At 32.8% G+C, this 17,630-nt stretch carries 21 protein-coding genes; 8 read left to right on the forward strand and 13 right to left on the reverse strand.

The features are described 5' to 3' along the window. Nucleotides 1-1,554 precede the first annotated feature (1,554 nt). The 3 genes from E0H80_RS16190 to E0H80_RS16200 all read left to right on the forward strand — a co-directional run bounded on the left by E0H80_RS16190 (nucleotide 1,555) and on the right by E0H80_RS16200 (nucleotide 4,363). A complete protein-coding gene (locus E0H80_RS16190; RefSeq protein WP_228260016.1) occupies nucleotides 1,555-2,898 on the forward strand; it encodes a hypothetical protein in 1,344 nt (447 codons plus the stop codon). A gap of 281 nt (nucleotides 2,899-3,179) precedes the next feature. Further along, complete coding sequence (locus E0H80_RS16195) at nucleotides 3,180-4,007, forward strand: phage antirepressor KilAC domain-containing protein (RefSeq protein WP_131367429.1); 828 nt, start codon at nucleotides 3,180-3,182, stop codon at nucleotides 4,005-4,007. Between the two features lie 56 nt (nucleotides 4,008-4,063). After that, entirely contained in the window at nucleotides 4,064-4,363 is a 300-nt protein-coding gene (locus E0H80_RS16200; RefSeq protein ID WP_131367431.1) for a hypothetical protein, read from the forward strand. Between the two features lie 198 nt (nucleotides 4,364-4,561). On the opposite strand, the gene E0H80_RS16205 is transcribed toward E0H80_RS16200, so the two are convergent. Together E0H80_RS16205 and E0H80_RS16210 are read right to left on the reverse strand one after the other, a co-directional pair. After that, on the reverse strand, nucleotides 4,562-5,449 hold the full coding sequence (locus E0H80_RS16205) for a hypothetical protein (RefSeq protein ID WP_131367433.1): 888 nt from the start codon (nucleotides 5,447-5,449) through the stop codon (nucleotides 4,562-4,564). 61 nt (nucleotides 5,450-5,510) lie between these two features. After that, a complete protein-coding gene (locus E0H80_RS16210; protein ID WP_131367435.1) occupies nucleotides 5,511-6,371 on the reverse strand; it encodes a hypothetical protein in 861 nt (286 codons plus the stop codon). Between the two features lie 127 nt (nucleotides 6,372-6,498). Between E0H80_RS16210 and E0H80_RS16215 the strand changes: the two genes are divergently transcribed. Next, nucleotides 6,499-7,122, forward strand: coding sequence for an AAA family ATPase (locus E0H80_RS16215; protein ID WP_131272035.1), 624 nt, complete (start codon nucleotides 6,499-6,501; stop codon nucleotides 7,120-7,122). 1 nt (nucleotide 7,123) lies between these two features. Next, nucleotides 7,124-7,609: a hypothetical protein gene (locus tag E0H80_RS16220; protein WP_131367437.1), complete on the forward strand. Its 486-nt coding sequence runs from the start codon at nucleotides 7,124-7,126 to the stop codon at nucleotides 7,607-7,609. Between the two features lie 49 nt (nucleotides 7,610-7,658). Here E0H80_RS16220 and E0H80_RS16225 read toward each other — a convergent pair whose 3' ends face one another. After that, nucleotides 7,659-8,948, reverse strand: a complete 1,290-nt coding sequence (locus tag E0H80_RS16225; protein WP_131367439.1) for a hypothetical protein — start codon at nucleotides 8,946-8,948, stop codon at nucleotides 7,659-7,661. 154 nt (nucleotides 8,949-9,102) lie between these two features. Here E0H80_RS16225 and E0H80_RS16230 point away from each other — a divergent pair, with 154 nt between their 5' ends. Continuing rightward, a complete protein-coding gene (locus tag E0H80_RS16230; RefSeq protein WP_131367441.1) occupies nucleotides 9,103-9,828 on the forward strand; it encodes a helix-turn-helix domain-containing protein in 726 nt (241 codons plus the stop codon). Nucleotides 9,829-10,066: 238 nt separating this feature from the next. Here the strand turns inward: E0H80_RS16230 and E0H80_RS16235 are convergent, their stop codons facing one another. Then, nucleotides 10,067-11,056: a restriction endonuclease gene (locus E0H80_RS16235; protein WP_131367443.1), complete on the reverse strand. Its 990-nt coding sequence runs from the start codon at nucleotides 11,054-11,056 to the stop codon at nucleotides 10,067-10,069. Nucleotides 11,057-11,354: 298 nt separating this feature from the next. Between E0H80_RS16235 and E0H80_RS16240 the strand changes: the two genes are divergently transcribed. Beyond that, nucleotides 11,355-11,690, forward strand: coding sequence for a hypothetical protein (locus E0H80_RS16240; protein WP_131367445.1), 336 nt, complete (start codon nucleotides 11,355-11,357; stop codon nucleotides 11,688-11,690). A 41-nt stretch (nucleotides 11,691-11,731) separates the two neighbouring features. Here the strand turns inward: E0H80_RS16240 and E0H80_RS16245 are convergent, their stop codons facing one another. From E0H80_RS16245 to E0H80_RS16255, 3 genes are all read right to left on the reverse strand, one after another. Beyond that, nucleotides 11,732-12,079, reverse strand: a complete 348-nt coding sequence (locus E0H80_RS16245; RefSeq protein ID WP_131367447.1) for a hypothetical protein — start codon at nucleotides 12,077-12,079, stop codon at nucleotides 11,732-11,734. 137 nt (nucleotides 12,080-12,216) lie between these two features. Next, nucleotides 12,217-12,480 (reverse strand): Txe/YoeB family addiction module toxin, encoded by a 264-nt coding sequence (locus E0H80_RS16250; RefSeq protein WP_131367449.1) that lies wholly within the window; start codon nucleotides 12,478-12,480, stop codon nucleotides 12,217-12,219. Next, nucleotides 12,464-12,727 carry a type II toxin-antitoxin system Phd/YefM family antitoxin gene (locus E0H80_RS16255; protein ID WP_131367508.1) on the reverse strand — a complete coding sequence of 88 codons (264 nt, stop codon included), beginning with the start codon at nucleotides 12,725-12,727 and terminating at the stop codon, nucleotides 12,464-12,466. The genes E0H80_RS16250 and E0H80_RS16255 overlap by 17 nt, the downstream gene beginning before the upstream one ends. A gap of 264 nt (nucleotides 12,728-12,991) precedes the next feature. Here E0H80_RS16255 and E0H80_RS16260 point away from each other — a divergent pair, with 264 nt between their 5' ends. Continuing rightward, nucleotides 12,992-13,249: a hypothetical protein gene (locus E0H80_RS16260; RefSeq protein ID WP_131367451.1), complete on the forward strand. Its 258-nt coding sequence runs from the start codon at nucleotides 12,992-12,994 to the stop codon at nucleotides 13,247-13,249. A 296-nt stretch (nucleotides 13,250-13,545) separates the two neighbouring features. On the opposite strand, the gene E0H80_RS16950 is transcribed toward E0H80_RS16260, so the two are convergent. The 6 genes from E0H80_RS16950 to E0H80_RS17090 form a co-directional block, all read right to left on the reverse strand. Continuing rightward, complete coding sequence (locus E0H80_RS16950; protein ID WP_228260018.1) at nucleotides 13,546-13,677, reverse strand: endolysin; 132 nt, start codon at nucleotides 13,675-13,677, stop codon at nucleotides 13,546-13,548. Between the two features lie 2 nt (nucleotides 13,678-13,679). Beyond that, nucleotides 13,680-13,823, reverse strand: a complete 144-nt coding sequence (locus E0H80_RS16680; protein ID WP_165494331.1) for a hypothetical protein — start codon at nucleotides 13,821-13,823, stop codon at nucleotides 13,680-13,682. 182 nt (nucleotides 13,824-14,005) lie between these two features. Then, complete coding sequence (locus E0H80_RS16270; protein ID WP_131367453.1) at nucleotides 14,006-15,454, reverse strand: hypothetical protein; 1,449 nt, start codon at nucleotides 15,452-15,454, stop codon at nucleotides 14,006-14,008. Beyond that, complete coding sequence (locus E0H80_RS16275) at nucleotides 15,411-16,214, reverse strand: hypothetical protein (protein WP_131367455.1); 804 nt, start codon at nucleotides 16,212-16,214, stop codon at nucleotides 15,411-15,413. Before E0H80_RS16275 ends, E0H80_RS16270 begins: the two co-directional genes overlap by 44 nt. Before the next feature lie 68 nt (nucleotides 16,215-16,282). Then, nucleotides 16,283-16,672: a hypothetical protein gene (locus E0H80_RS17085; protein WP_323052971.1), complete on the reverse strand. Its 390-nt coding sequence runs from the start codon at nucleotides 16,670-16,672 to the stop codon at nucleotides 16,283-16,285. Then, nucleotides 16,629-17,429, reverse strand: a complete 801-nt coding sequence (locus tag E0H80_RS17090) for a hypothetical protein (protein ID WP_323052972.1) — start codon at nucleotides 17,427-17,429, stop codon at nucleotides 16,629-16,631. The genes E0H80_RS17085 and E0H80_RS17090 overlap by 44 nt, the downstream gene beginning before the upstream one ends. Nucleotides 17,430-17,630 lie beyond the last annotated feature (201 nt).

A 17,630-nucleotide genomic window follows, 5' to 3' on the forward strand; every position in this document is an offset into this window, starting at 1 on the left:
AAACAGTTATAGAAAACAGTTATAGAAAACAGTTATAGAAAACAGTTATAGAAAACAGTTATAGAAAACAGTTAATACATTAACATTTTTTATATAATTTGTCAACCTGTATAACTTTTAGTTATAAGAATACAGATACTACATAGGCTATTTAGTAAGCAGATAATTTGATTAAGATATGGAATTGTATTGTAATACAATGAACATAGATTGATCATTACTAGCTGTTAAGGATAACAATATACGACTGATAAGGAGTATAGAAGTTTGACTGTTACATACCATAACTATTTATTTTTAGTATCTATTTATTAATTATTAAATAGTATTCTCTAAGATCTGAAAGCTTCAACTATCGTTGAACCTTCCATCTCTCCTTACTTTTTTATTATTTATACAGTTATTAAACTATTTAATGAGTGGTACTAAGAAATAGTAAGTAAGTAGCAGCCAGTTCAATGTATCGTCCATGTTGGGTACGGTAGTACACCATAGGGAGGTAGATTGAATATTGGCTGTTAAAGGTAAAGATATAGCTGTGTCCGACCAGGATACAGATATAGATTTAGCTTGTTACATACTAAGTAAATAGAATACTAATTAATGAATAGCAATGCTCATTAGAGCGTTGTGGATGAGTGATATAAAGATAAATAAGTAAGTATTGCTTAAAGAATAGTAAATAGATCGTTAGATCTGTTTGCTGTTCTTGATATATAAAGAAGTAAAGAAATGTCAAACTTATTAGATATATTTTATAATTATCTCTATCTATTAAAAAATTAGACAATACTTAATATTAATTTATAAACCCTAAATCTTTATATATTTTTTAGTAATCTTCTCTTTAAGATAAATGTCTTAAAAAGCCCTAAAAAAGGGAGGTTTTTGAGTCACCCAAGACAAGGTTTTGTCTTAGCCTGTTTTTTAACCTCTTTTATATATTCTTTATAATTAAAAATAATTGTCTCTAAAAAATACTAGTTGAGATTAAAAAGACTCTCAGCTCGAAACTTTATGAGCGTATAGGACAATACGTTAGTATTGATCTATGCCGAATAATAGTTTGAGCATCCAAACGACTGTACTGGAATTGATCAATTGCTAGTATAAACAGAGTGCGGAAGGGGATACGGTTTAGGTGATGTATGTGTCCGTTTATGCCTACCTAAAATCCTACATTATTGTTTTAAGGTTTTCTTGTTTTTTCTCTTATAACTCATTAGTTTACAAAAAGACCAAGACAAGGTTTTGTCACAGCCACCTTTAAAACATGCTCGTAATTTCAGTGTTTTTGAGTATCGTATTTGGGCGAGAGCCGTACTATTCCTAGTTTTAGCCAAGACAAAAACCTGTCTTACTTATCCACAGCTTTAAATTTAAACTTAAACATAGCTTTAGCCAAGTAATATAAGGAGTTTAAGACAATCTGGCATACCTTAAGACAAATACTTGACACGTTTTGTCTTGAGTTGGTATAATCTGTCTCAAGAAGAAAGTTCTGTCTTTGGCATGCTTTCTGACACTAAAAAAGAAACATAAGGAAAAGAAAACGTGCCAATAGGAACTATAAGCACCGTGTTTAAAGTATATGACGCAATGATGGGTAGCGGTAAGACAACTCAAATAATAGAAAACATTAGAACAGCAGAAACTAATCAAAACTTCCTCTATATCACTCCCTTATTAGATGAATGTCATCGTGTATCAGGTACAACCTACGATGAAGACGATAATCTCAAACGTCCATTAATCACAACTGAAGACGATACCAGTGTTCACTATGATTACTTGGAAGATGCACCATTAAAAGATAGACGTTTCAAACACCCAAGTTACAAAGGCGGAAATAAAGCAGAAAGCCTTCAATACTTAATTAAAAATAAAGAGAATGTAGTAAGTACCCACCAATTATTTATGAACTTAACTCCTACAATGCTAGAAGATGCAAAGGACTACGTTTTAGTAATTGATGAAACAATCCAAGTCTATGATGTATATGGTGAATATACAGCTACAGAGTTAGAAGCTTTATTCCGTTTAGGATGGATTAAGATTGATGAAAATGACAATGTAACTCTTCGTTTTCAACGTGAAAACTTTGGTGATAATGGTGGTGATCCTACAGGTACTAAATACGAAAACCTTGCAACGATGTGTGATCTTGGTCAGCTCTTATATGTGGACCAAAAACTGATTGTTTGGGAATTAAGTATTGATACCTTGAAAGCGTTCAAAGAAGTATGGATTGCTACTTATATGTTTGAAGGTTCGCAAATGTCAGCGTATTTGAAATCATATGGCGTGAACTACGAACTTATCCGCTTCGGTAATAAACCTTCTCAAATTAAGCACCTGGTTAATATTTCAGATGATGCTTTCATTAATGAGATTGGTACTAAAAAGACAGCTTTAAGCTCAAGCCAATTCAGAACAAATAAAAAAGTGTTGTGTGAACAACTATCTAAGAACTTAGACAACTATTTCCGTAACAAAGCAAAAGCTAAGAAAGGGGATAGACTTTGGACTTCATTCAAAGATGGTCAAACAGCTATTGCAGGTAGCCGTTATAAAGATGAATGGCTTGCTTTCAACACTAAAGCAACTAATGAATATCGTGAAAAAACAAACTTAGCTTACTTACTTAACCTATTTCCAAATCCAATGGTCGTTAAAGCTTCAGCTATGAAAGGCTTTCCTGTAAATGAAGATGTATTTGCATTATCAGAGATGGTTCAATGGGTATGGCGTTCAGCCATTCGTGAGGGTAATCCAATTAATATTTATGTACCAAGTTCACGTATGCGTAAATTATTAAATGATTGGCTCAATGATGAGTATGAAAACATTATTGCTAAAAGCACATTACAAGAAGCAGAACAATTAGATTTAGTTTAAATTGAAGTTTATTTGATTATATCTTAAGTTTTCAAGGTATTTAAATAAGTTGACTCTTTATTATAATAATTCCATTATCACATTTAAGAATACTTGACAAGGTTTTTTTAATATTTTATAATTCATATTATAAAGAAAATAATAAAAACAAAAGTGGGGCATAGTCAACCCATATTAAAAGACCTCACTGACTATAATGAAGATAGAAAACAAACATATTAAGTCTGCATCCAATCAGGATATAAGCGGATTAAAAATCGTTATTTAAAGGAAATATAAAAATGACAAACTTAGCATTAAATACCCAAAATTCTACACCATTTAATACAACTATTATTACAACGAATAATACAACTATTAGTATGAACAGCCAGGAAATTTCAGATCTAGTTCAATCAAGACATGACAATGTTAAGACTTCTATAGAACGTCTTGTATCTCAAGGTGTAATTCAATGCCCTGCATTGCAGGTTATTAAAAATCACCAAAACAGAGACTTACAAGTTTATGTATTTGAAGGTGAACAAGGTAAACGAGACACAATGATTATTGTTGCTCAACTATCACCTCAATTCTTAGGTCAAGTTGTGGACCGTTGGATGGAGTTAGAAAAAGCAATTCAACAACCACGTTTACCAGGTAACTTTAAAGAAGCATTACAGTTCTTAATTGAAGCTGAAGAACAAAAAGAACAGTTAGCTTTAGAAATAGCTCAAAAGCAATTAGTGATTGAAGTACAAACTCCAAAAGCTGAAGTATTTGATGCTGTCCTAGATAAGAAACGTACTTACTCAATTCGTGAATTTGCTCAACATACTGGTGTAAAAGAGAAAGCTATTAAAGAGTGGATTGTAGAAAAGAGATGGGCTACTGGTCATGACGCTAAAACATTCCGTCCTGCTTCATGGTCAAACCAACATAACTACATGCGTCTGATGAGAACTGGTAAACCATTTACTAATGCGTGGGGCTATATTTGCTACAACGAAGTAATCGTCTTCACTCAACAAGGGCATGATGAAGCAGTTAGAAAAATGGTTAAATCTGGAATGATGAAGCCATTAGCAACAGAAGTAGTGGAAGCAGATAACTACCAATTACAAGCATAAGAAACAAAAGGTGAGGGGTGTAACAGCCCCTTTAATATTAACGAGCATAGGAACAAATGAAAAAATTAACCAAATCTGAATACAACAAAATCATCAAAGAAAAAATCTTAGTAACTGGATTATATAACGGCAGATCCGTTGAAGAAGCAGAAGACGACAACGAATTACTGTATCACTTAAAAGAAATTAAAAAAGATTATAAGAAATGCTCACTCACATTAATTAATGCAGATGCAGAACTAGCTCATAATTTTCTTAAATTTGAAGATGAAGATTTTGAATCTGATATAGATGACCTTTACGGCTCATACACAGAAAACCTATCAGATATAAATGATCACTTCAGAGCATATTAATATGGAAGCAGTTTTAATCACTTACTTAGCAATAAATTTATTTATCATGCTTCATTTAATTGATGTGAGACTGGATGACAGGCATTCAATCTCACTCTTACAACTAATCGTATTAAGATCAATTGGTGCAAAAGGTATCTATTACCCAACTTAAAAGTTATTTCCTTTACCCCTGTTTCCACGATGGAGCAGGGGGGGTTATTTTAAAAGTATATATTGTATAAGATATTTTCGTACAGATTCATTTTGAGAAATTAGTTCATCTCTTAATTCGCTTTCAATTGGTTCTATGCTACCAACAGTATCCCTTTCTTCTATTTTATTAATAAATTGTCTATAACTTTTTATAGCACCGTAAAAATTTATATAAATTTCATTATTATCTTCTGATAATTCCAAAAAATAATGTAAAGATAGCCATCTTTCCTCATATTTTTCAAGGAGCTTTACAGTTGCGTTATAAAGATCAGGCACACTTTTAAAATACACTAAATGTTGTATTTGTCCTGATCTCATATATATTTTATCTATCTCATCTGTTTCAATATTAAGATTTACAAGACTGTGCCATATTTCTTTTGCTTCTTTGGAAAGAGTTGTCTTATTGTGTTGCGTTTTCCAATCTTGAACAAAAACAAGAGCAGCTAATGGAGCAAATAGTGTAGCAGCTACTACAAACATATTCGCTTGAGTAGCCGCTACAGAGTTTTCTTTTATTGCAAAACTGTTTAATCCTGCATAATAGAGAAATAGGACAAACAAACAGACACAAAGAAATGCTATGGCTAGTTTTAAAATTAAGCCAAATGGTGCAATTTGAGGATTTTCTAGTTCTTTAAAAAAATTTCTTATTTCGTTTGGACTTTGCTTTATCGATTGAATTATGTAAGGGAATAAAACGAGAGTTATTGGTATAAATATAGCAGATATTACAACCAGTCCACACCAAAGACGTGTAGTAGCAATTTTACATGATTCGCCATTACAAATAGTTATATACTCAAATCCACCCCAAATTAGGATTGTAGAAAGTATTGCCAATAAATAATAATGAATATACGTGTTAATTTTTTGAATATCAGGCATATAACCCATAACCCCCTAATCTAATGCACCACATCATACATCATCTTATTAAAATAATAGCTCAAAAATTCTCTTGAATTCTTTTGGATATATTATTAATTTCTAGTATTCTTTTTTTGATGATATTTTTATAGGTTTCTTCTGAAGTAAAACCTTTACTGATGAAATTCTCAGGTGGATTGTTATGATAGCCTTCTAAATATTTTTGAACTTCCATATTTTTATACACTTCCTCTCCGTAAGAAGCGTCAAATGAATTTTTTAAGCCCCATAATGGAGTTCTGAGGAATTGGAAGTTTAAATAATAATCTAATGATCTTAACAAGTTACTATATATAAATGTGAAGTCTATTTTATCTAGATATGGGCTATATATATCATGATTTTCACTTAGAACTTCAATTTCATTAATTTTAAATTTAATTTCCTGCTCTAACTTATTAAGATGACTTATAATTGTTTCTCTATATGAATTTAAAATATTTGTAGTTACTTCATATTTTTTTTCCTTAATTGGCATATCAAATTTCCATACATCTTCAATGCTATTAATAGGAGCATTTTTATGTATGATAGAAAGTTGCCAATCTATAATATTATGCATTTCTTGATCAAAGTTTATAAGATATTGAGAAGTAAAAATTGAATCAGCATTACGGTGTAGTTCTTCAAACTCTTTAACTTTTAAATTTAGTTCAGTAATTGCATTTAAAACATCTTTATAGACAGTTTCATTTTTCCAATTCCCAAAGAAATAGAATGCAGAAAGAGGAGCATATAAGGTAGCGCAAACACCTAACATGCCAACTATTACTAAGGGACTATCTTGTTTAAACCTTAAAATAATCAACAATGCTATAAAGAGACAAATACTTAATAAAGTTAGAAAGCTACTTATTAGGTTTCTTACAAGTTTTTTCATATTACCCCCAATTCAATGTATTAAATCATACCGTATCCCGTTACAAAATAAAGAAAATGTTCTTTTCACTCTTAAAAATATAAGCTATTATCGTTGTATATTTATAACAATTTAAAGATTTATATATATGACTATATATGTAATAGCCAACCGTAAAGGTGGAGTAGGGAAAAGTACAACAGCAACAAACTTAGCCTATTACTTATCAACTAAAGGCTCAGTTGTTCTTGTCGATGCGGATGACCAAAAAACTGCTTTCACTTGGCATAAGTACCGTGAATCTAAAGACTTTGATTGTGTCTATTTACAAGGTGAGCTTGATACAGAACTCAGTAAATTAACCAAGTCTTACGACAATGTAGTTGTTGATGTTGCAGGTAAGGATTCAAAGGAATTTCGTTCAACTTTATTTGTAGCAGATCGTTTGTATATTCCAACACAAACAAGTCAGTTTGATTTAGATGTGTTGCCCCAGGTTACAGCGTTTGTTGATGAGATCCAGGCTAAAGCTAATCCTGGACTGAAGAAGTATTTCTTTATCAGTCGTGCAAGTACGAATGTGAAGTCTAAAGATGCTGAAAATACAATTGAGTATTTGAAGTCTGAATACCCATCTTATACAGCCATGACCGCTAAATTACATGAACGTGTGCAATTTAAAGAAGCTGCTGCTGCAAGCCAGTCTGTTTTAGAAATGGCTTCAAATAAGGCAAAAGATGATTTTTATAACTGGTTATTAGAGGCTCTTTGATATGGCTAATGTAATTCGTAAACGTGATGAAAAGCCGACTGAAGTTGTTGAAGCAAAAGAAACTTTAACGGCTGAACAACGAGCAGAGTTATTAAAAACTGAAGCTGAAAAAGATACTGAAGTTAAAACAAGCAGTAAGCAAAAACTGATTAAAGACCGTATTAGAGCTGAAGCAAAAAAGGGTAAAGAGTCTGAAGTTAAGCCAAAGTCTCAGCCTAAGAATGGCAAGAGTATTACTACTTATTATGAAAATGTTTTAAGTGAACGTGACCGTAAACCACAATTCATTGGTACAGCGATTAATGTTCCGTTTTTGGTTGAAGAGTTCTTGTTGATCAATGAAGCTTTTGAAACTGAAAATTTAGAAGATTGTACGACTCTAACCGCATATATCCGTGAAGTTTTATTAGAACGTGCTAAAGCTAAATTAGACCATGAAACTTATGAAAAAATTAAAAACCATAAGTTGAATATGGTAACTGAATAAAGAAAAAGCCCTAAAGGTGATCAGTCTTTAGGGCAATCCAATGTTTCATTTAAGCTGCGTGTTTAAGATTATCTAAAAACTTCGTTACTGCCCCATCATTCTCTGTAAAGAATGGAGTTAAAGTACTTGTAAGCAATTCCACTTCATATCCCTGAACCGTATTACCAAAGAAAATAATAGATTTACGTGCTGTCTCTTTATTCACACCTAAGTCAGCAAGGGCAGTCGGTAAGGTTTGACGACTATAATTAAACCCTTCCAATTTATTCAATTCAGCAATAATTGTATCTGAAGGCATTTGAGTTAATGGTTGTGCAAAATGAGCCTGGGCATTACCCAAAGCTTTCTTTAAAGCACATGCAAATTTTTCATGTTCAGCAATACCACTTGTTAAAGCAATTTCATTCACAATCATTAATACATTGTTGAAATGATCTTCACCCCAAAGTTTAGCAATCGCTAACAATAATTTATAACACTGAAATTTAACTTCAGTTAAACGTGGTGGCTTGTACTGGTCCATGTTATCAAGCAATTCAAGAACACTAGAAGCATTTTTGGTATACCATTTTTTTTGCATGATACGTGCTTCGTCAATATTAATATCAAGCCAAGCATCTAGTTCAGTTTTTAATCCTTCTAAAGAAGCTGTTTCAAATTCTACTTTTACATGCCCTAAAAAGTTTTCAGGATTATGGGTGTATTTCACAATATCAGAATAAGAGATGACTTGAGATCCGTATTTTAAAGACTTGTCTGCTTCAGTATTACGAATTGTTCCAGTAGATTGAGTCGTATATTCAGTACAGATCGTAGCCCAACTCTTTTTAGATAATTCACTCTTAATTTCCCGACTCATTAACTCAGTGGTCAGGATTGAGCGAAAGCTTTGGTAAGCGTTCACCTTATTAAATTGTTTACGCAATTCTTCAGGAACATCATAGGCAATCGTATGTGTACGGTGTTCTGCAAAGCATTCAGCAACACTAGCAACCAGGATAAAGTCAGCTACTTCATTACGTATAAAAGCAGGGAGCATTTGAGAATGTACACGCTCTTTAGCTTGCATCAAAGCACCTAGTTCAGCATCTTCTGCTACCACTTCAGATTGCGTTGTAATCACTTCTGAGAAACTTTTAGGCTGTGCTATCTCTTCGCCTTCAGCTTCAATTACAGAAGGTGCAGGAGTTGATTCAGGAGCTTCTATAGGGAGATCTCCATCCACATTAAGCTTGTGCAATTCTTCGTATGCTCGAATAACTTCTTCTTGTGGTTCAGAGCGAAATTCTACAGGTACGTTAGAAAGAGCTTGGTATTGTTCAGCAGTTAAGTTTGTCATGTTGTATTCCTTTATTTCAGTTTGTCGTTGTGACCTCATGGAACAAACTATACATAATTTTCTATTGAATGAATAGTTTTTCTATTCAAATATCATAAAAAAGATTATTTGCTTAGTTTTGTGATACAATAGATTTAAGAAAAAGGACAAACATATGACTACTGAAACCGAAACATTCATCATTTCACTTAGCAGTATCTCTGGATATTTACTTAGTCAAATAAGAAACAGAATGAATTTAAGCCAAAGAGAAATGGCTAAGCTTTTTGACATTACACAAGGCGCATATGGAAATATGGAAAGAGGGGAAGCTAATATAAATGCTGAATTTATATTTATGCTTTGTTCTTTAGTGGGTATTAAAACTTCAGATTATTTTAGTCTTGTAGAAGAAATAATGATTGAGTTTAATAATATAAGAACAAATAAGTATGGTCATAATATACGTATTGAAATAGTTTCATCTAATGAAATACATAAAAAATTAACAGACTTTAAATTATATTTACAAGCGACAGAAGATAAAAATTTATCTGATAAAATATTAAAAGAACTAAGAGAAAACTATTTAAGTAAGACTGATAATAAAACAATAATAACCGCAGAAGAAGTTGAATTTTTCATATCTGAAGATATTTTTTCTAAAGTAGCTATTTTAAGTAAAGTTAGATTATCTAAAGATGAAATTAAACAACTTGTTAATATTAAAAGTAAAGATATTGAGAAAAATATTTTAAAAATTAATAATAATTCAGATCCATTATCTATAGGTATATCCTCTTCTGCTTTATTAGGTACTGTGGTAGCAGGTCCACTTGGTTTCTTAGTTGGAAGTTTATTCAACTCTTATAAAAAATCTAAAGAGGATAAGAATAAATGATCTATTGTAAACTTATGTAAAAACTTAACATAATACATATTATACGAAATGAAAGTATTTTAGTTATACTAATCAGTAGCTTATATAGCCTAGTTCTAATTCGGTTCTAGGCTTTTTTATGTTCCACGTTTTTAGAACCACTTGACAAGGTTTTCTGTAACTTTTAGCCAATCGTTTTAACTGTTTTTAAAGTTGAGTCTTCGTATAATGTAAAGTTTTGTAAATTAAATGGTTTTGGTTAAGTTGCTAATATAGGGATCTCAATAATTCCTAATAGGTGTTTTGTTCCAAAAGACAGTTCACTAAGATTTTCATAGATCCAATCAACCAACTCAGATCCAATCATAAATTTAATATTATGATCTTCAGCATATTGAACTGAAGACTCAGATAAATTACCTGTAGTAATGAACCATTTTTCATGTTCTATATCATCGGAATCAGAATAAGCAATAAGTTGATTTAATCCATGCTTACTAGATATGTTATTGTGATGCTTGATCTGAAAAACTAAATTAGATTCAGAAAATCTGTCAACTTTACTGGCTTTGATGTCAATATCTGAAATATCAGAAGATTGACCCTTAGCTTGTTTTTTCGCTGTATATCCTTCGATTGTTAAAAGTTCCAGGATAAGTAGTTCAAGACCATCTCCACCAGCTGCTAACCAATTTGACCCAGTAGTTAAAGATTTAAGTAAATTTTCTTTAAACTTTACTTCTGCTTCAGCTATTTTTTCTAATAAATAGCTTTCTTGTTTAAATGTACCATTAGATGATATCGACTCAACAATTCTTTCAATTTCATCTCTAAATTCTTTCAAATTAACATTATGAGACTGTACCTTTAACCTACTCTCTAAAGCAGTTGTAAGTGATTTTCGAGGTATTCTTAGAATATGACCGTCATTTGTTCTAAAAAAGCTTACATCTACAAGGTTACAACCCTTTTTGTCTGTCAAAGTTATATCAAATGATTTTTTACCACTTACTATTCCAATAGCAATTGACTTGGTTAAAGGAACTACAACAATGTCACCTTCTGAGAGATTAAAAAACCTTTTAATTCGATTGGTACTTCTACCTATGCCTTTAACATATTGTTGTTTAATTTCTTGAATTAAATCAGGTAAATTTGAAAATTCTGAAAATTGGACTTTAGACCAACCATAGCCTATACGGTCTTTTTCAATGATTGATATATGACTTCTAACTAACAAAATATTCATAAAATTAAAGTATAAGTGATTATTTTCAATGATATCTTATAAACTAAATTTCTAATGTTATTCTAGTATTTTTATATATTTTTAGTCTAATGAACTCTTTAATTTTGTCCTGGCTTTAAAGGCTATCATGTGAGGTCAGAAAAAGGTTACTTTATGCATGTGATTTTATAATTACGGCTACTATGTGTATGATTTTATTGTTTAAATTAACTGTTACAAATAAAAAATAAGCTGCTTTTGCTGTTTTAGTTACTCTATGCTATTGATATTAATCCGCTTAATTATTGGTAGATTTATCATGGCTGAAAAGGCTTTCGAAGATTCAGATAAAAAAATTATATTACCTGAGCAAATTAAATTTGAGAATGGTCTTGTAGTACCAATTGATGAAGTTACAGTGAAGACTATCCGCGATGAGGATAATAATATTATTGCGCTAAATCTCAATACTGATTTTGGCGGTCCAACTATGACTAACCATATTGTTTTAGATATTTATGGTGAACCAGATGCTGGTATTGGTAATTTTGAGGAAGATCCAGATAATTATGAACACCCAGATGACCGTTCTTATGATGTGGCAGAAGATATTTCACAAGAAACTTTAGATGAAATTCAAGTTCAAATTAAATAAAAAGCACCTACTCTGTGGGGGGCTATTAAAGCCCCCTTTTACTACATACTAAAATCTCTATTTGTCTTTAAAACAAGAATAGTATGCGAAGATACAGTTACTGATTCTGATTTACGTAGCCTACCTAATTCATTAAATATAATTGTTTTTTTACAATGAGAACACTCAATCTCTGTAGTATCAATACTACTTGCTATAATAGAAGTTTCAGTATTATTTGTGCCACACTTAATTGCTACATTTAAATAGGTATTTTCCATTTCACCACGTAAATTACAGGCAATTTTTTTCCTAATTTTATTTACATTTTTAAAAAAACTCTTAGCTTTTTCTTTTTCATTAGTTACTAGTATATCTACAACACCAAATCCTTTATCACTATTTTTCATTTACTTTAATCTCAAAAAATTAATATAAAAAGAGAGATAACATTATATCTCCCCTATTCCTCTTACATCCATCGGTTATTCAATTCATCTTTGGGTATGTGCCTGGCAACAAATAATGTAAGAGAGAGCAAATTTTATCATTCATAATGATAGCGACATGAAATTATCGTTATCGCTGTATCTGTTACTTCATAAACAACTCGATTCTTTTCATCTATTCGTCTGCTCCAAAATCCTGATAAGTCACCTAATAAAGCTTCAGGTTTTCCTATCCCTTCAAATGGAGTTCTCAGACTCTCTTTGATTAAAGCATTAATCCGCTTCAATGTTTTCTTGTCTTGCCCTTGCCAGTAAACATAAGTTTCCCAAGCGGTAGGTGTCCAACTAATCTTCCGTGTCATCTAAAAGCTCTCTTTCGATAGTCTTAGATGCTCGTAACTCTGCAATAGATTTTGCTAAATGTGCTGCATTACTTGGTGAAGACATCAAATGTAATGTTTCCATTAAACTGTTGTAATAGTCTTGACCCATCACAACGGCATGTTGACCTTCCTTACGTGTAATCACAGCTACATCAGCATCATCTATAACTGTATCTAAAACAGTTTTGAGGTTATTTCGAGCATCTGTATATGTAAATACTTGCATAGTGTTTCCTTTAGAGAAGGCATGTGCTTTAGATAGTTTGGTCATGATACTGATTCAGCTTAATTCAGTTATTGGCACTCTTGGCTCATATAAAATTCTGATTGCTTATGAAATCTAGTTCGACATTTAGATAGTTTGGTAGCACCTAACTCTAAATTAAATGTACAGTATTCTGTACATACTGTAAAGGTGGAACAGAAATTTTTGAGTCTTTTTTATTTAGTTAGACTATAGTTTCCAGAAATGAAAACAAGGTTAATCTTTATGAACAGTCAAGATATAATGAATGAAAAAGATTATGTGCAAGCACAGCAGGAGTTTTTAGCGGATATTAACCGAGATTTACCTTCTATTGGTGTTCAACCGATTTCTGATATTTTCCATTTAACTTGGGAACAATGGCTAGAAGTGTCTAGAAGATTCTATACTCAGCCTGATAAAAGAGGACATGCGACTTTAGCAAAAAGATTTGGTATAGGTATTAGAGATGGGGAGTTGAAAAAGCCCCTACTTATTAAGTAAGGGCAATTTGTTATTTAGAGGCATATTTTAAAATATGCCCTATTTAGGATACTTGGACCATGTTAGTTGAAAATGTGGTCCATCTTTAAAGGTCTTCCAGTCACCGACCCCATTCAATTGAAATCTTGAGTTCATCTGCTGCTTGTTTCATAGCCTTAGCAATTTGATGGTAATACTTCCAGTCCCAAGAGATAGTGTTGTCTACCCATGCTGCTAGATCTACTGCATGACCTGTTAAATGTCTGCTGTTTGAAGTTGTTGATTTCTTCTCTTTGACGAGTTGAGCCTGTCTTTCTTTAGAGCGTAATCCGTTCAGTGATTGTAAAGTCACATTCAGATATTTCGATTGCACGTTTCACAACTTTTACCAAGTCAGCATGTACGCCTTCTAGTTTTTCTAAGCTCTTTTTACCAAGTTTGAATGTCATAATTATTCTTCTTTATTGTCTAGTTTTATATTTTTAATGTTCTTATTGATTTGATACTTAAAATATTTGCATACCACTTCTGTTCCTAAAGTTCCAAATAAAGCAGCCAAACCTACGACTGCTAAAGTTGGTACGGAAGCCCACATCAAAACTGCACCGAGCCATAAGAGAAGTAAAGCCGATTTAAAATAGCTTTAGCTCCTATTACTTTCCATGAATCTTGATCTTGTGTGGCTACAGACTTTGCTAAATAAATAGCAAAACCGTATTGCAAATAGAAAGCCAGTTAAATAGATGTCACCTGTTTTCATTTTTATTCTTCTTCTAATTATTTTGTAGTTTTCTGAGTTACAAATACTGTAGTTGCTGTTAAGTTGAATGGACTGTTCATGACTAATTCTAGTATTTGTGGTGTTACTGAATTTTTCTGAATAGTGACAGTAATATGATTTGCTTCAACTATATCTGTAGTGTTCTCTCCACTTGTTCGTACTGAATAAATTTTAGAACAACTATACTGAGCCAAAGCCTTAGCTGAAGTGCGGTGTGCAGTTACATACGCTTTAGTGATAAAGCTTGCAAACTCTCCTGCCGTTTCAGAACGAGCCACTATTTCGATTTCAAAGAAACCTGTTGAGCTTGAGTCTGTATTATTCCATAGCATTACAACTGTTGGCGTATTTTTTACAACAGCTCCTATTTCAACTTGAAACTTTTTATCAAAAGATCCTCTAGTACTAGTTAAAGGTGTATGCCACATATCTTTTGATATAACTCGAACACCATTTACAATTGTTGTTCCATCCGTCAATCCAGTTCCAAGATACAAAGCTCCTGCTAACGGTAAAGAAGTCATCTGAGGGTATGCATTATCAGCTATATACATACCTCTGTCTCTTGATGCATAACGCCCTTTCCACTCTCTAGCCTGTTGAACCATAGTTACTTGAGCTTCTACCAAGCCATTATCTGTAAATCTGTTTTGGTAGCCATTGTTATAGACATGCCATGTCACGCCTTCAGCAAAGCAATAAGAAACTGTGTTTAACTGATTTGAACCGCTAAATATAAACAAACATTCAGTTGTTAGATCCGTTGGCAAACCATGAGGAAGAGTAAAAGTGTTAGCTGATGAAGGCATTGTTTCACCATGCCAACCAAGATAGTTATTAGTATCACCGCACTCATTCCACATACCTATACGTGAACGTGCTGATCTAATTCTTGTAAACGTATTACGATTATTGTTTGAATCTCCACGGTTTTGAGTGATCTTCCACCAGTACGATGATCTTTGATGTAGATCAATCTGACATCTTATAAAGTGAATATCGCTAAAGTTCATGTAGTGATTACCACCACACGCCAACATCAAGATGCCCGTACCACAAAAATCTATAGTTAAACGCTCAAAATTTGATTTAGATGCATTACTTAATGAGGTAAAAGAGTTTTTATAATTCTGACCAATATATATACCTATAGCACTGTCCTGTAATGTCATATCTACTATGCTTGTATAAGGACAATATACTGAGAAACATGCTTCTAGGCTGTTTGCTGTATCTGATGCTTGTGTAGTTGAAGTTCTTTCTGTGTTAAAGATACGTGTAGCTTCTCGAATGTCATTACGAGTAAAAGCTGTCTTAGAACCTTCACCGTAGATTTTTACACCACTCGAGAAATTACCTACATTGTATGGAGTTGTATTATGTGGTGTCTCTACAGCGTCACTAAGAACATATTTTCCGTTTTGGACAGAATACGCTACTAGCATTTAACACAGCATATTGAGTTGCACACCAATCTATAGATTGACTGAGTGATGTTACGAATGAAAATTTAGATTTAATAGCAGCTAAATCTTTATATTTTCCTGCTGTTACCCATTCCTGAAGTGTGTGTAGTGTTCCATCACCAATAGCACCAAAGTCTTTAATTGAAACTGTTTCATTATTTTTTTTAGCTTGAATTTCATTAATTTGATGCTGTGTTTTATCTCCATCTGCAATAAGGCTAGCATCCCAACCTTTTTCTGTTGAAATTGTAGAAATTCTACTCAGCAAGTGGTTGTAATAGGCATCTAATTGATGAAGTGCTAAACCTTGTTTATAGATATCATCTAATAAGGCTTGTTTAACCTCAGCATCTTTGAGATCAGTATAATTTTTTACAGTGTCTACTCGGTTATTTGTAACCCAATCTGATACTCCTAACTCTTGTAACTTCAGCCAAACACGGTCTATATCCTTGTTTAATACTTCAGGTCTGAATGAGTTGTTATATGTAGCATAGGTAGTTGCTCTGTCTGCTGCTGTTGTTCTTGTGACTTCGATTACATCTCCATTTTTTGGAGTTGAATTGAATACAAGTGAATTACTATATGAGTTGTAGCTATAGTCAGTTTTACTTACTGCTTGATCATTTTTCTTAACGTCAAAATGAGTTTTATCATCTACATAGAAGCCCAAAGCGAAATTGGTCTGTGAGCCATTAGCGGTAAAGCTTTGGTAAGGGAATTGATTTTCTACTGTCATTATTTTTATTATTCCTAATGAGGTTATATTTTATTGTTGTTTTAATACAATGATTAATAGTTGTATTTTTAAAAGTCAATTTTCATCTCATGGTATTGATTAGATTGCCAATTATTGTTTGGATTGTAGGTTGCAAAGTTATTATGTGAGCCAATACGAACTGGTTCAGCACTGATAGCCCCTGCTAAAGCATCTATATAGTCATCTTTTTGATTGGTAATAGACGGATCGTACAATCTCATTTCTTTGATTTGAGGAGATTCCTTTCCATTCAAAATGAGTACAGATTGGTGAGCATATAAATAGCTACCGAGTAATGGACTTTCTAAAGTACCAATGATTCTTTTATTCTTGTTTTGTGATTCATGTTTTTCTATAACACCACAATGGATATTACGTTTCTTGAGTACAGATCTAAGAATAGATGGAACATGACCACCTATGCCGATTAGTTTCAACTATAACTGAGGGTAATTTAAACTCTTCGATGAGGTCTGCTAACTGCCATGCTTGCCCCCCTGTAACCTGTCCATTGTCGTCTGTAAGGCATATATCACCTGTTAAGGCTACTGACCTATGCCAATATAATTTACCGTTCTCATCGCTTAATACGAGAGCTACAGCACTTACATCTGACTTGGTTTTGCCACTAGAAGGATCGAGTTTACAAGTCGCTGATACGATACGTTTATCCCCCAACATCATCATGGTATTACCATTAGATTGAGTGAAGCGTACCTCTTCTGAATAAGGTATGAGTCTGTCAGGATCTAATCGAATTTCGCCTAAAGGTTTAGCATGTAACTGATACTGTGAATCCCATTCATTTATTGTTGAGCATTCCCTACGTCTGAGTTCCATCACTTCAGAAGTGAACCTATCGGACCATAAAGCATCTGCATAGCAGTCAATTAAATGATGTTTTTGATTCAGCTTGATCAAGTAATCGTTGTCTCGTTTCTCAATCGTGTAGTCATCTATAAGATTCAATAATCGAGCATGAGTACCAATCCCTGTAAAAAGATATTCAGGTTTAAATATGGTTGAGACTTCGAATTCTCCTGAAGTAAATCGAGCTTCTTTCTGAAACATCTTCAGTATTAGACAGTTCGCTCCTTGTTCTTTTATTTGTGTGTATAGCGAATCGAAGCTGTGCGGTGTACCTACAAATAAGCGTTCACCCCCAGGGATTAAAATATGGATCTGTTCAGACAATCTATATCTAAGCTTTTCTCTAGCATCGGGAGTAGATGTTGTGACTTGGTTTTCAACGTCATCGGATTGAATCAGTTTAGCCCTTGCCCCTGTAATGTTAGATAAGATTCCTCTTGCATGTAGTGAGCCATGCTTTACATCTGTAGAGCCTTGTACCCACCATTTTTGAGTTAGTCCGTTTTACTTTTTGTCTGTTCCAAC

The sequence above is a fragment of the Acinetobacter sp. ANC 4779 genome, from assembly GCF_004331055.1.
In the GTDB taxonomy this organism is placed as follows: Bacteria; Pseudomonadota; Gammaproteobacteria; order Pseudomonadales; family Moraxellaceae; genus Acinetobacter.